General features: G+C 74.0%; 15 protein-coding genes. 3 read left to right on the plus strand and 12 right to left on the minus strand.

Features of this window, described 5'->3' with window-relative positions:
- The first annotated feature begins 38 nt into the window (after positions 1-38).
- The gene (locus ABT238_RS03710) at positions 39-305 is read left to right on the plus strand and encodes a hypothetical protein (protein ID WP_350560131.1); all 267 of its coding nucleotides are present in this window, start codon (positions 39-41) and stop codon (positions 303-305) included.
- A gap of 5 nt (positions 306-310) precedes the next feature.
- Positions 311-568, plus strand: a complete 258-nt coding sequence (locus ABT238_RS03715) for a hypothetical protein (protein ID WP_350560133.1) — start codon at positions 311-313, stop codon at positions 566-568.
- Here the strand turns inward: ABT238_RS03715 and ABT238_RS03720 are convergent.
- The 4 genes from ABT238_RS03720 to ABT238_RS03735 all read right to left on the minus strand — a co-directional run bounded on the left by ABT238_RS03720 (position 558) and on the right by ABT238_RS03735 (position 3,877).
- Positions 558-1,376, minus strand: a complete 819-nt coding sequence (locus ABT238_RS03720) for an isocitrate lyase/PEP mutase family protein (RefSeq protein ID WP_350560135.1) — start codon at positions 1,374-1,376, stop codon at positions 558-560. The genes ABT238_RS03715 and ABT238_RS03720 overlap by 11 nt on opposite strands.
- Positions 1,377-1,387: 11 nt before the next feature.
- Positions 1,388-1,873: a carboxymuconolactone decarboxylase family protein gene (locus ABT238_RS03725; RefSeq protein WP_350755437.1), complete on the minus strand. Its 486-nt coding sequence runs from the start codon at positions 1,871-1,873 to the stop codon at positions 1,388-1,390.
- A 107-nt stretch (positions 1,874-1,980) separates the two neighbouring features.
- Positions 1,981-2,562: an RloB family protein gene (locus tag ABT238_RS03730; protein WP_350560139.1), complete on the minus strand. Its 582-nt coding sequence runs from the start codon at positions 2,560-2,562 to the stop codon at positions 1,981-1,983.
- A complete protein-coding gene (locus tag ABT238_RS03735; protein ID WP_350560141.1) occupies positions 2,555-3,877 on the minus strand; it encodes an AAA family ATPase in 1,323 nt (440 codons plus the stop codon). Before ABT238_RS03735 ends, ABT238_RS03730 begins: the two co-directional genes overlap by 8 nt.
- Positions 3,878-4,096: 219 nt before the next feature.
- Here ABT238_RS03735 and ABT238_RS03740 point away from each other — a divergent pair, with 219 nt between their 5' ends.
- Complete coding sequence (locus tag ABT238_RS03740) at positions 4,097-4,888, plus strand: NRDE family protein (RefSeq protein WP_350755438.1); 792 nt, start codon at positions 4,097-4,099, stop codon at positions 4,886-4,888.
- 49 nt (positions 4,889-4,937) lie between these two features.
- Here the strand turns inward: ABT238_RS03740 and ABT238_RS03745 are convergent, their stop codons facing one another.
- The 8 genes from ABT238_RS03745 to ABT238_RS03780 all read right to left on the minus strand — a co-directional run bounded on the left by ABT238_RS03745 (position 4,938) and on the right by ABT238_RS03780 (position 13,391).
- Entirely contained in the window at positions 4,938-5,549 is a 612-nt protein-coding gene (locus ABT238_RS03745) for a response regulator (RefSeq protein WP_350560145.1), read from the minus strand.
- Positions 5,550-5,586: 37 nt separating this feature from the next.
- Positions 5,587-6,774: a sensor histidine kinase gene (locus ABT238_RS03750; RefSeq protein ID WP_350755439.1), complete on the minus strand. Its 1,188-nt coding sequence runs from the start codon at positions 6,772-6,774 to the stop codon at positions 5,587-5,589.
- A gap of 5 nt (positions 6,775-6,779) precedes the next feature.
- Positions 6,780-8,969: an MMPL family transporter gene (locus tag ABT238_RS03755; protein ID WP_350755440.1), complete on the minus strand. Its 2,190-nt coding sequence runs from the start codon at positions 8,967-8,969 to the stop codon at positions 6,780-6,782.
- A 100-nt stretch (positions 8,970-9,069) separates the two neighbouring features.
- Entirely contained in the window at positions 9,070-9,870 is an 801-nt protein-coding gene (locus tag ABT238_RS03760; protein ID WP_350560151.1) for an alpha/beta fold hydrolase, read from the minus strand.
- 88 nt (positions 9,871-9,958) lie between these two features.
- Complete coding sequence (locus ABT238_RS03765; protein WP_350560153.1) at positions 9,959-10,603, minus strand: dihydrofolate reductase family protein; 645 nt, start codon at positions 10,601-10,603, stop codon at positions 9,959-9,961.
- A complete protein-coding gene (locus ABT238_RS03770) occupies positions 10,600-11,880 on the minus strand; it encodes an RNA polymerase sigma factor (RefSeq protein ID WP_350755441.1) in 1,281 nt (426 codons plus the stop codon). Before ABT238_RS03770 ends, ABT238_RS03765 begins: the two co-directional genes overlap by 4 nt.
- Complete coding sequence (locus ABT238_RS03775) at positions 11,877-12,248, minus strand: YciI family protein (protein ID WP_350560157.1); 372 nt, start codon at positions 12,246-12,248, stop codon at positions 11,877-11,879. The genes ABT238_RS03770 and ABT238_RS03775 overlap by 4 nt, the downstream gene beginning before the upstream one ends.
- Before the next feature lie 249 nt (positions 12,249-12,497).
- On the minus strand, positions 12,498-13,391 hold the full coding sequence (locus tag ABT238_RS03780; protein WP_350755442.1) for a sigma-70 family RNA polymerase sigma factor: 894 nt from the start codon (positions 13,389-13,391) through the stop codon (positions 12,498-12,500).
- Positions 13,392-13,415: the final 24 nt, after the last annotated feature.

Genomic DNA, 13,415 nt, shown 5'->3' on the forward strand with positions numbered 1-13,415 from the left:
CGCGGTGACCGAGGGCGGCCCGGGTCGTTGGGGGGTTCATGAAGAAACTCGCCACCCTGGCCGCCCTCACCCTGGCCGGTCTCGCCGCCGCCGTGCCCGCCGCGTCCGCCGCCACCTCCGTCGCGAACTCCCCGGACGCGCTGGGCGGCCTGTCCAACGGGCTCACCCTCTCCCCCGCCGACCTCGTCATCCACGAGGCGAAGGACCTGCCGCTGGTCGGCAAGGCCGCCACCGAGATCGAGGCCATCGGCAACGACCAGATGACCCACCCGGGCCTCAGCGGCCAGATCGGGCACGGTCTGTGACCGGCGTGCGGCGGCCCCGCGCGCTCGGGCTGGCCGCGCTGGCGCTGGCCCTCGCGCCGGCGCCCGCGTTCGCTGGGTCTGCTGAGTCCGCGCCGGCGCCCGGTTCCGGCGCGAACGGCTGGGACTTCAGCGCCGCCGCGACCTGTCTGCAGGAGGTGGCGGTCGTCCCCGCGCTCGGCAGCCACGCCGCCGGGCCCAGTCACTGCGCCCGCGGGAACCTGCTCGACCACGCCGTGGGCACGGTCGACTCGCTCACTCCGTGAGGTACAGCCCCTGCACCTCCCGGTAGTCCAGCCCGCCGTCGAGCGCGGTGTACGTGCCGTGCGCGTACACCTCCTCGGCGGCGCGGCGCACCGCCGCGTAGGCCGCCTTCGCCAGGCCCGGCCCCAGGCTGACCCGGGCCACGCCCAGCGCCGCCAGCTCCGGCACGGACGGCGAACCCGGCCCGGCCAGCACGTTCAGCGGCGCGGGGACGGCCTCGACCAGCGCGGCGATCACCGCCGGGTCGGCCACCCCCGGCACGAAGACGCCGTCCGCGCCCGCCGCGACATAGGCCCGCAGGCGCTCCACCGCCTCCTCCAACCGCCCCTGCGGCGCGCCGATCCGCCGCAGGAAGACGTCGGTGCGGCCGTTCACGAACAGCGGCACGCCGGCCGCGTCCGCCGCCGCCCGGGCCGCCGCGATCCGCTCGGCCGTCTCGGCCGCGGGCCGGTCGCCGTCCTCCAGGTTGACGCCCACCGCGCCGGTGGCGAGCAGCGCGGCGACCGTCCCGCCGACGCCGGCGGCGGTGTCGGCGAACCCGCTCTCCAGGTCCGCGGTGACCGGCAGCGGCCCGGCCGCGCGGACCACCAGTGCGGTCTGCGCCAGCACCGCCTCCCGGTCGGCGGCGTCCCCGTCGGCGCTGCCGAGCGCCCAGCTGACGCTGGCGCTCGCCGTGGCGACGGCCGGCGCCCCGGCGGCCGCGACCAGCCGGGCGCCCACCGCGTCCCAGACGTTGGCGAGCACCAACGGCGCCCCGGGGCGGTGGAGTTCACGCAGACGGCGGGCCTTCTCCCGCTGCTCCGTCGACATCGCCCCGCCCCTCACTTCGCCGCGGCCGGGCTGAGCCGGGAGGTCACGCCGATCCGGTTCCAGGCGTTGATGGTGATGATCAGCGCGATCAGCTGCGCCAGCTCGGCCGGCTCGAAGTGGGCGGCGGCCTCGTCGTAGACGGCGTCCGGCACATGGCCCTGGGTGAGCAGCGTGACCGACTCGGTCAGCGCGAGCGCGGCGCGCTCCCTGGCGGTGAACCACGAGGTCTCGCGCCAGGCGGGGAGGGCGAGCAGCCGGTGGTTCTGCTCGCCGTGCTTCAGCGCGTCGGTGGAGTGCATGTCGATGCAGAACGCGCAGCCGTTGATCATCGACGCGTGCACCTTGACCAGCTCCGCGAGCACCGGGTCCACACCCTGCCGGGCGGCGCGCTCCACGGCGAACATCGCCTTGTAGTACTCGGGAGCGAGGTCGGGCAGCGAGATCCGCTGCGCCGGGGCGGGCACGGGGGCGTCGGTGCTGTCGTTCGTGATCGTCATGCCCGCCAGCCTAGGGAGCCCGCGGCCCACCGTCCCGGTCCGTTCACACGCGAAAATCCTGCGCCACTTCGACCGGGCCGGACGCCGGTCCGTCGCCCGCCACCCGATCAGATCATGTGCCGCACAAGTTCGTGAACGCTGGTCGACGGGTTGCGGTGTTGGCCCCCGCAGACGGACCAGCGCTTGCCGGCCCGCTGGACGGCGTCCTCCACTCGCCCGCTGTAGGCCTTGAAGTCGATGGACTTCTTGTCGTAGTCGCCCACGTGCTTCTTGAGCAGCGGGACGACTTGGCGGTAGGCGGAGAGGTGCGCGTTGTGGTCGCAGAAGTGCAGCAACAGCCAGTACTCGAAGCACGGTGTCGACAGCGCGACGAGGATTCCCTCCTTCTCCGCGAGCCCGATGGCCTGGTCGATGTCGAACTCGTCCTTGTCCAGGACCACCCAGTAGTCGTCGAAGACGTCCCGATCGGCGTTCCTGTGCTTGACCGCGGCCCGCACCACGTTCAGGGGATCACTGGTCTCCACCCGCACCTTGACGACGATGTTCGACTTGCGGCGCTCGTTCCGCAACCCCTCGAAGTACTGCTTCTCGGTCTGCGCCGCACCGCACAACACCAGGATCCGCTGCTGGACGCGGCGTCTCTCCCGAGCCCTCCGACTGGCCGGAATCGACGTCCGAAAGCTACTCATCGGCACCCTTCCCCGCGGGAACAGCCGCCTCGGCCAGCTCGTCGGAGAGCACGAACGGCACGGCCCCGATCGATCCTCCGAGGTACCGCCGCTCCCAGTTGAGTCCGTCCCGGGGCTTGAAGTCCGTCAGCGGGAAGAGGAGCGACTCTCCGAGCTCGTTCTTCTCCACCAACCAGATCTCGTCACGCCGGAGCAGTTCCTCTCCCCCGTGGCGGCCGAGCAACGAGCTGTCGTGCGTGGTGAAGACGAGCTGAGCACCCTCCGGATTCGTCCCAGGCCCCTGGAACAGTCGGACGAGCTGGGCGAGCAGGAGCGGGTGAAGGCTGGTGTCGAGCTCGTCGACCACCAGGGTCCAGCCGTGGTCCAGTGCTGCGAGGACGTAGCCTGCGGCCTCGAACCACGCACGGGTGCCGCGGGACTCCTCCTCGAAGGGGAGTTTCGCCACTTCCGCGCCAGCGTGTTCGAAGAGGATGCTTCGCGGCCGGCTCAGGAGTTCCGCGGGGATGACCGGCGGTTCGTCGCCGGTGTAGAGCACCCGGGTCACGTCCTGGTCGGTCTTGATGCGCACCGAATTGGGTTCGGCCAGATCCTCGACGGGAACCCGCTCGAACACCACGTCGTTCACCCGCCGCTCGATCCGCGAGATCCCGAAATCAGCAGCCTTTATCAGGCGTTGGATCCGCTCGGAGTTCTCCGGGTCACCGAGCATCCGCAGCGTCCGGCTGCGCATCAGGCGCACGTTCGTCCGCTCGTCCGAGGTGAACCAGAGCGACTGGTGGAACCAGTCGTAGACCGCCTGCGGAGCCTCGATCTTCGCGCGGGCCGCGTAGAGAAGGAAGAGGCCGTCGTCCGGTGTGAGGTCCTGCAACAACTGGATCTTCGGCGAATTCAGGGTGCGTCCCGTCCGGTACTTTCCGCCGCTCCTGTCGAACAGCACGACCTTTCTCCCCTTCGGGTAGGAGAAAAGCCACTCGTCGACGATGAGGTCGCCGCTGACCCCGAAACCGTAGGAGTAGCGGACGCCGTCGACGAGGATGTCGACCGCGTAGTTCGACGGGCGCCGCTTCGACTCGGAGTCGAGCAGGAACGGCTGCTGGCGCTCGCCGCCGGATGCCCTCCAGGCGGTGTCCTGGTCGGTCACGGTGTCGTGCATGAACCGCAGAGCGTGCAGCACGTTGGACTTGCCGGAGGCGTTGGCGCCGTAGATCGCGGCGACTCTGACCGACTTCTCGTCCTTGCGGTACACCGCCCGAAGGTCCAGATCCTGCTCGTCCTTCAATGAACGGTGATTGGAGACCCTGAAGTCGAGTAGCACGCCTGACTCCTCTCTGGGCCCCGCAGAGGCACCGGTAGCCACATTGTGAACAAGTGATTTGCGCGACAGAGATCACGAGAACGGTACGGCTCAACAGACCCGGGCGCCAGTAGCTCGTGATGACGACCGTGTCACTGCCGGTTCACGAACGGGCGTGCGAGGATCGCGGGGAGGGTGGTGCGGACGAGGGCAGGGGGACGGGACGTGTGTACGGCGTTCGTGAGCATCGAACCGGCGGCCGCGGTGCCGGTGCTGCTGCTGTCGGTGCGGGACGAGTACGCCGGACGGCGGTGGGCGCCGCCCGGCCGGCACTGGCCCGCGCAGCCCTCGGCCGTCGGCGGGCTGGACCTGGTCGCGGGCGGGACGTGGCTCGCGGTGGAGCCGGGCGGTGCGGGGCCGGTGGCCGCGTGCCTGCTGAACGGTTTCGGCACCCCGGCGGCGGAGGGCGGGCGGCTGTCGCGCGGCGAGCTGCCGCTGCTGGCCGTCCGGGGCGGCCGGGTCGCGGACCTCGACCTCGACCGCTACGACCCCTTCCACCTGGTGATCGTCCGGCCCGACGGCGCGCGGGTGCTGAGCTGGGGCGGCAGCGGCGGCCGGCTCACCGAACTGGAGCTGCCGACCGGCCTGAGCGTCGTCCTCAACGACGGGCCGGAGGGGCTGGCCGAGAGCCGCACCACCTCCGAGCGGATCCGCGCCCTGATGGCCGCCCGCGCCGCCCACTTCCGGGCCCGCTTCGCCGCCGAGCCCCGGCCGCGGCCCCGGGCGGACACCTCGACGGCCAGGGAGGCGTGGGGCGGCTGGCTGCCGATCGTCACCGGCGACGGGCTGGCCCTCGACGACCCCGCCGCCCTCATCCAGCGGCGCGAGTTCGGGGACGGCCGGATCTGGGGCTCGTCCTCGATCTCGCTGCTGGCCCTCGCGCCCGGGAGCGTCCGCTACGACTTCGCCGCCGTTCCCGCCGAGCCGGACGGCTGCGAGGGCTGGCGGCGGGTGGAGCTCCAGGGCTGGTAGCCGGCCCCGGTCGCCGAGGGCGCCGCCCACAAGACGGCGGCGGCGGGCGCTAGCGGCGGTCCAGAAGGCCTCGGTCGAGGGCGGTGACGACGGCGTGGGTGCGGTCGCCGACGTCGAGTTTGGCGAAGATCCGCAGCAGGTGGGTCTTCACGGTGGCCTCGGTGATGACGAGGCGGCGGCCGATCTCCACGTTGGACAGGCCGTCGGCGACGGCGCTCAGCACCTCGGTCTCGCGGGCGGTCAGCGTGACGGGGGCGGGGCGGCGCATCCGGGCGACCAGGCGTTCGGCGATCCGCGGGGCCAGCACGGTCTCGCCCCTGGCCGCCGAGTGGATGGCGTCGACGAGCCGTTCGCGGGTGGTGTCCTTGAGCAGGTAGCCGATGGCCCCGGCCTCGACCGCGCGCTCGATCTCCTCGTCGGTGTCGTAGGTGGTCAGGATCAGCACGCGGGTGGCCGAACCGGCGGCGGTGATCTCGGCGGTAGCGCTCGCCCCGTCGAGGACCGGCATCCGCAGGTCGAGCAGGGCCACCTCGGGCCGCAGGCGGGCGACGAGGTCGACGGCCGCGCGGCCGTCGCCGGCCTCGCCGACGACCTCGACGGTGGGCTCCGCGGCCAGCAGGGCGACCAGCCCGGCGCGCATCACGGTGTGGTCGTCGACCACGACGGTCCGGACCCTTCCCGTACCGGGTCGCACGCCGTCACCCCCGTCCGTCGGCGGGGAGGGCGGCGAGCACACGGGTGCCGTCGCCGACGGAGCTGGTCACGGTGAGCTCGCCGCCGAGTTCGGCGAGCCGTCGGCGCATGCCGTTGAGTCCGAAGCCGCGGGAGTCCCGCACCACGAACCCCTTTCCGTCGTCGGTGATCTCCAGTTCGACGCCGGAGGCGCCCGGCGCGAGGACGACCGCCACCTGGGAGGCGGCCGCGTGCTTGCGGATGTTGGCCAGCGACTCCTGGGTGCAGCGCAGGAGCGCGATCCGGGTCGGCCGGTCGCACACGACGTCCGCCAGCTCCGCCGTCACGGGAAGCCCGGTGTCCTCGGTGAACCGGTCCAGGGTCCGGCGCAGGGTCGCGGCGATCGAGCCGGGCGCGAGCCCGCTCTGCGGGGCCGACCCCACCAGCACCCGTGCCTCGGCGAGGTTCTCCCGGGCGGTCTGCTCGATCGAGAGCAGGTGCCGGGCCGCCCGCCCGGGGTCGGTGCCGAGGCCGGCGGCGGCCGCCTCCGCCAGCACGATGATGGAGGCGAACCCCTGCGCCAGGGTGTCGTGGATCTCCCGGGCGAGCCGCTCGCGCTCCTCGGTGGCGCCCTGCAGCCGGTGCGCCTCGGCCAACCGCAGCCGGGCGGCCTCCAGTTCGGCGCCCAGCCGGCCGGCGCGCTCGTCGCTCTGCTCGACGATCCGGACCACCCCGAGCCCGACGAGCACGCCCGCCAGCCAGCCGATCACGGTGAAGACGACGTTGCCCGCGGCGAACTCCTGGGCGTCCCAGGCCTGGTGACGGACGATGCCGGTCACGGTGGCCGCCGCGGCGAGGGCGCTGAGGGCGATCGCCCGGCGCGGGCTCCCGGCGAGCAGCCAGAACTGGGGGAGCGAGACGATGAACAGCGCCGCGCCGTCGCCGCGGACGAGCGCCAGTGCCCCCATCGCGGCCACGAGCACGCCCAGGAAGGCCTGCGGCCGCAGCACCGGACGCCCGGGGCGGGCCGAGACGCCCGCGTAGCAGAGGGCCAGCGCCGCCGACAGCCCGATCGACCAGTACGCGGTGGCGCCCGCGTCGTCGAGCACGGAGACGACCGGGGGGAAGATCCCCAGGACGACCCACCCGGCCACGTACCACCGGCGGAGCGCGCGTAACCGGAACCGGTCGTCGGACTGCGGGAGACGCGTCATGACGGTCAGCCTACGATCGCCCGCCGGGGGCGCGGCCGGGGGCGGGGGCGCTTCGGCGGCCACCAGGCCGTGTCGCGGAGCAGCAGCAGGGCCGAGGGCAGCACCATGAGCCGGACGACCACGGCGTCCAGCAGCACGGCCACGGCCAGACAGAAGCCCATCTGCTTCATCTCGGTGAGGTGCAGGGCGACGAAGGCCCCGAACACCGTCACCATCACGACCGCCGCGCTGGTGACCACCCGGGCCGACCGGCCGATCCCCGCGAGGACCGCCTCGCGGGCCGGCGTCCCGGCGCGGACGAACTCCTGGATCCGGCTGACCACGAACACCTGGTAGTCCATCGACAGGCCGAACAGGATCACGAAGAGGAACAGCGGCACCCGGGAGGCGATCGCGCCCAGCGAGTCGAAGGCGAGCAGGCCCTCGGCCCACGTCCCCTGGAAGACCGCGACCAGCATGCCCAGCGAGGCCGCCGCGGACAGCAGGTTGAGGACGACGCCGAGCAGCCCGAGGACCGGCGAGCGGAACGCCCAGAGGGTCATCAGGAAGGTGGCCAGCAGCAGCAGGCCGACGACCAGCGGCAGCGTCGAGCGCTCGTGTGCCACGTAGTCACGGCCCCGCGCCACGTCCCCGCTCACCGCGCTCCGCGTTCCCGCCAACGAGCCGACGGTGGCGGGCAGATGGACCCGCCGGAGGTGGTCGAGGGAGGTGATCGCCTCGGTCGAGGAGGCGGGGAACGGGACGGCCAGCTCCAGGACGGCGATCCGGCCGTCGGCGGAGGTGCGCAGCACCGGTTCGGCGCCGGCGGCGAACAGCGGGTCGGCCTGCGCCCGCCGGCCGAGGTCGGTCAGGGCCCGCTTCACCTCGGCGGCCCGGTCGGGGGCGGCGCGGGTGACGACCTCGTGCCGGGTCAGGAGCTCGGGGAAGGCGGCGGTGAGCCGGTCGTGGACCCGCATCGCGGGGATGTCGCGGGAGAAGGTGTCCTTGCCGGGGTCGACGAGTTTCAGGCCGAGGGCGGGCGCCGCCAGGCCGAGCATGAGGAGGGCCGAGAGGCAGAGGGTGAGCGCGGGGTGCCGCTGCGCGGGCCGGAGCAGGGCGGCGACCACCCGGCCGGGGCCGTCCGCCGTGCGGCGCCCGAAGCGGTACCTCGACGCCCTGCGTCCGGCGCGGCGCCCGGCGCGGCGCTCGGCGCGGCGGCCGATCGTCACCAGCAGGGCGGGCAGCACGGTCAGCGAACTCGCCACGGCGACCGCCACGACCAGGATGGTGCCCGTCGCCAGCGAGGAGAAGATGACGTCCGAGGCCAGGTAGAGGGTGGCGGTGGAGACGATCACGGCGAGACCGGAGACGAGGACGGCCCGCCCCGCGGTGGCGGCCGCCAGCTCCACCAGGGCCTCCGGCGCGAGCCGCCCGCCGCCGCGGGCCCGTTCCTCGCGTTCGCGCTCCAGGTGGAAGAGGGTGTAGTCGACGCCCACCGCGAGGCCGATGAGCAGGATCATGTTGGTCCCGACCCCGGCGTCGGGGACGAGGTGCGAGACCAGCATGGACAGGCCCAGGGCGGCGGCGATCGAGGAGAGCGCCAGCAGCAGCGGCACGCAGGCCGTCACCACCGAGCCGAAGACGAGCAGCAGCGTCACGAGCGTCACCGGCAGGGTGATGCGCTCGGAGAGCGCGAGGTCCTTCCCGCGCTGCTCGTTGACGCCCTTGCTGACGGAGGGCGAGCCGGTCTCCTCCACGATCAGTCCCGGGTGGGCCTCCTGCGCCTTCGCGGTCTGTTCCAGGAGCGGGACGACGTTCTTCCGTCCTTCGAGCTCGGGCCCCTTCAGCACCACGGAGACCCGGACGGCCTCGCCGTCCGGTGACCCGACGGGCTCCGCGACCCCGGCCACCCCGGGCAGTGCCCGCATGCGCGCGGCGACGTCCCGGGCCGCCGCGGCCGCCGCGGCCGCGTCCAGTCGCCCGGCGGCGGAGCGGATGACGACGTGTTCCACGGGCCGGCGCTCCAGGCCCCCTTCGGCGGCGATCGCCTCGGCACGCCCGGCCTCGCCGACCCGGTAGTCCTCGGTGGTGGCCTCACGGGTGCCGGCGGCCACGCCGACGCCGAGGCAGAGGACGACGAAGGCGAACCAGCCGGCGATGGCGGTCCGGGCGTGCCGGGCGCTCCAGCGGGCCATCCGCACGGGGAGTTGATTCATACCCGCGATCCTGCGCAACCGGCCCCGGCCCGCGACACGCCTGCCCGGTGGAACCCGCCGTCCACCGGTCGGTGGACGGCAGGCCCCCCGGGGCGGGCGGTCAGGTCCTCGGCAGGTCGTGGAGGCAGGCGTCGAGCAGCGCGGCCAGCGCCTCCGGGCGTTCGAGGTGGAGGTCGTGGGTGGTGCCGGGGATGCTGACCGCCGTGGTGTCGGGGCGGTGGTGGAGCATCCGTTCCAGATCCTCCGCCTCGACGATCGTGGACCGGGCGAGGACGACCAGGGTGGGGCAGGTGATCCGGCTCCACTCGGGCCACCAGGAGCGGTGGGTGTTCTCCCGGAGGGACGCGAGCATCACGTCCGCCGCGAAGCGGGGGTGCCAGCCGTCCTCCCGCTCCTCCAGCCCGGCCGCCCAGCCCGCGCCGACGGGGCCGCCGCCGAGGAACTCCGCGGCGGCCTCCCGGGTGGCGAACGGGGTGGGCCAGGAGGCGAACCAGGCTCCGATCCCGTCCACCGCCTCGGGGGTCGTACGGCCGGGGCCGGCTTCCACCATCACCAGCGCCTCGACCAGGCCGGGGTGGGCGGCGGCGGTCAGCATCGCGGCGTGGCCGCCGTAGGACTGGCCGAGCAGGGTGACCGGGCCGGTGCCCAACCGGTCGATCACGGCGGCGACATCGGCGACGTGGGCGGCGCGGGAGACGTCCGCGGGGCGGCGGGTGCTCGCGCCGTGGCCGCGCTGGTCGACGGCGACGACCCGCCGGTGGGGGCTCAGGCGGCGGGCGAGGGCGTCCCACTCCCCCAGGTGCCCCGCGAGGCCGTGCAGGAGCACCAGCGGCGGACCGTCGCCGCCCCAGTCGTGGCAGACGAGGCTCACGTCGTCGCGGACGATGGTGTGTTCGATCATGCGTCGGTCTCCGGGAACGGCGGGCGGCCCCGGGAGACGCGGCGGTCCCCCGGGGCCGGTCGGGTGGTCGGTCGCGTCCGCCGGAAGGTCACTTCCGCCAGAACAGGTGGTGTGTCACGCCGCTCGGGCTGGGGACGACGTCCAGGTGGAAGCGGTCGCGCAGCTCGTCCGGGGATTCCCACAGCTTCAGCCCGGAACCGAGCTTCAGCGGGGAGACCGCCACGTGCATCGTGTCGACGAGGTCGGCGTCGAGGAACTCGCGGATGGTGGTGACCCCGCCGCCCAGACGGACGTCCTTGCCCCGGGCGGCCTCGCGGGCCTGCCGCAGGACGGTGGCCGGGTCGCCGGAGACGAAGTGGAACGTGGTGTCGGAGAGGGTGATCGACGGACGCCCGTGGTGGGTCATCACGAACACCGGGGTGCGGAACGGGGGCCGGTCCCCCCACCAGCCCTGCCACGCGTGGTCCTGCCAGGGGCCGCGCTGCGGACCGAACTTGTTGCGGCCCATGATCTCGGCGCCGATGTTGCGGGCGTAGTCCCGGGTGAGGTGGTCGTCCAGACCCCGGCTGCCCCCGGGGTCGGTGCGCATCGGCCAGCTGGCCGTCGCCCCGGCCCAGGAGAACAGCCGCTCCGCGTGGTCGAGACCGAACGGCCGCTCCAGGCTCTGGTCCTCGCCGGCGGCGATGCCGTCGCTCGACACGTTGAAGTTCTGGACCTTCAGGAGCTGGGTCATGTGCTTCCTCCGGTGTTGTCGTCGGGCACGCCGGCCTCCAGGCGGCGGGCCCGCTCGGTCAGGTGCCGGCGTTCCGGGGCGCTGGTGGCCCGGCGGGCGGCCTCGCGGTAGACCTCGGCGGCCGCCGGGTCGCCGAGGAGCTCCAGCAGGTGGGCCCGGGTGGCGAAGAGGCGGTGGTGGCGGGCGAACCGCTTGTCCGCCTCCAGCGGTGCCAGGGCGGCGAGACCGGCCTCCGGGCCCCTGACCATCGCCAGCGCCACCGCGCGGTTGAGGGTGATGAACGGGTTCTCGCCGTACCGGGCCAGCAGGCCGTAGAGGCCCAGGATCTGCGGCCAGTCCGTCGACTCCGCGTCCGGCGCCTCGTCGTGGACGGCCGCGATCGCCGCCTGGAGCTGGTACGGCCCGGGCCGGCCGTGCGGCAGGGTCCGGGTGATCAGGGCCACGCCCTCCTCGATCAGCGACGCGTCCCACAGCGAGCGGTCCTGCTCCGCCAGCGTCACCAGCTCCCCGCCCGGCCCGGTGCGCGCCGGACGGCGGGCGTCGGTGAGCAGCATGAGGGCGAGCAGCCCGGCCGTCTCGGCGTCGTCCGGCACGAGGCTCAGGAGCAGCCGGGTCAGCCGGATCGCCTCGGTGGACAGTTCGGGCACGGTGAGGTCGTCGCCGGTGCTCGCCGTGTAGCCCTCGTTGAAGATCAGGTAGAGGACCTGGCGGACCTCGGCCAGGCGCCCGGAGAACGGACCGTCGGGCAGTCCGGACGCCCGCACGGTCTGCTTGGCGCGGCTGATCCGCTGCGCCATCGTCGCTTCCGGTACCAGGAACGCCGCCGCGATCTGCGCCGTGCCGAGGCCGCCGACGGACCGCAGGGTGAGGGCGATCCGGCTGGGTGCGGACAGGTCCGGGTGGCAGCAGAGGAACAGCAGGTGCAGGGAGTCGTCCCGGCCGGAGGCGTCCGCGGCGTCCGGCCCGGGGCTGAGCAGCGCGGACTGCGGCGTGGCCAGCGCGAGCGCGTCCTCGCGGCGCCGGCGGGCCGCCTCGCTGCGCACGGCGTCGGTCAGCCGCCGCCCGGCGACCGTCACCAGCCAGCCCCGCGGGTTCTCCGGCACCCCCTCGGCCGGCCACTGGGTGGCGGCCGCCAGCAGCGCCTCCTGCACGGCGTCCTCGCAGGCGTCGAACTGCCCGCGCCCGTACCGGCGCACCAGCGCCCCGAGGGCCTGCGGCGCGAGGTCGCGCAGCAGGCCCTCGAACCCGCCCGGATCCGGCAGCCGGTCGACGCTCACACGTCCGCCGCGTTCGCCGGGGACTCGTGCAGGACCGGCCACAGCTCCACCGGCTCGACGTCCGCGAACGGCATGTCGGCGGCGATCCGCTGGGCGCGCTCCAGGCTCTCGCAGTCCAGCAGGTAGAAGCTGGCGATGTACTCCTTCGTCTCCAGGTACGGACCGTCGGTGACGACCGGCAGGCCCTCGGAGCGGCGGACCAGCTGGGCGGCGGCCGCGTCGGCGAGGCCGTAGGCGCCGATGAGTTCGCCGGTCTCGCGGTACTTGGTGTTGAACGCCTCCTGCTTGGCGATCGCCGCGGGCCACTCCTCGGCCGGGAACGCGTCCCACTTGGCCTGGTTGCCGTAGATCGTGACGAGGTACTTCATCTCGGGTGTCCTCCCGTCCCGCGTGCCCCGTGCGGCGCGCTCTCACCTTCGGTCGGAGCCGCCCAGCCGGGTCTCGACATCCGCCGGAAAGATTTTTTTCGACATCCTTCCGGGTTCCGCCGGGGCGGGGAAACCCGGCATGGTCGGCGGACCGGGGCGGGACGGGGTGCGGGCGGCGGTGCTGTCGCGGGGCGCCGCCCGGGGGTGAGGGTCTCCCCCGGGCGGCGCCGCGCCGGGCCTGGCGGGGCGTCAGTCCGCCGAGAGCCCGAGGCGCTCCAGGCGCTCCGGGTCGGTGAAGATGTCCAGCTCGACGACCCGGCCGCCGCGCACGGTGAACACCGCGAGCGAGACCGGGCGGCCGTCGGCGAAGGCGGCCACCGCCGGTTCGCCGTTGACCAGCACCAGGCGGGACTCCCCGGCGAACTGCGCGCCGAACAGGCTCGCCCCGGCCGCCACCTGGGCCGCGCCGCGCCGGAAGGTGGCCGGGCGCAGGGCGCCGCCGTCGGAGCGGGCCACCACGTCCGGGTCGAGGACGGCGAGCAGCGCGTCGAAGTCCCCGCGCCGGGCGGCGGCCAGGAAGGCCTCCACCACCTCGCGGCGCAGCGCCAGGTCGGCGTCCGGCGCGGGGGCGGCCCCCTGGACGCGGCGCCGGGCCCGGCTGGCGAGCTGGCGGGTGGAGGCGGAGGTGCGGCCGAGGATCGGGGCGATCTCGTCGAACGGCACCGAGAACAGGTCGTGCAGCACGAACGCCAGGCGCTCCGCCGGGGCCAGCGTCTCCAGCACGATCATCAGCGCGATGCCGACCGAGTCGGCGGTCAGGATCTCCTGCTCCGGGTCGACGGCCCGGGCCGCGCCGATGATCGGGTCGGGCAGCCGGACCTCCCGGCCGTCCTGGTCCTGCAGAGGGTCCTCGCGCCGGGCGACGCGCGAGCGCAGCAGGTCCAGGCAGACCCGGCCGGTCACGGTGGTCAGCCAGCCGCCCAGGTTGGCGACCTCGCTGACGTCCGAGCGGCTCAGCTTGAACCACGTCTCCTGGACGGCGTCCTCGGCCTCGCTGAGCGAGCCGAGCATCCGGTAGGCGACCGCCCGCAGATGGGGCCGGTGCTGTTCGAAGCGCTCGGCCAGAAAGTCTTCCCCGTCCACCTGTCACATCCTCGCGTCGGCATC

This window comes from Kitasatospora sp. NPDC001527 (assembly GCF_040298605.1).
Lineage (GTDB): Bacteria > Actinomycetota > Actinomycetes > Streptomycetales > Streptomycetaceae > Kitasatospora.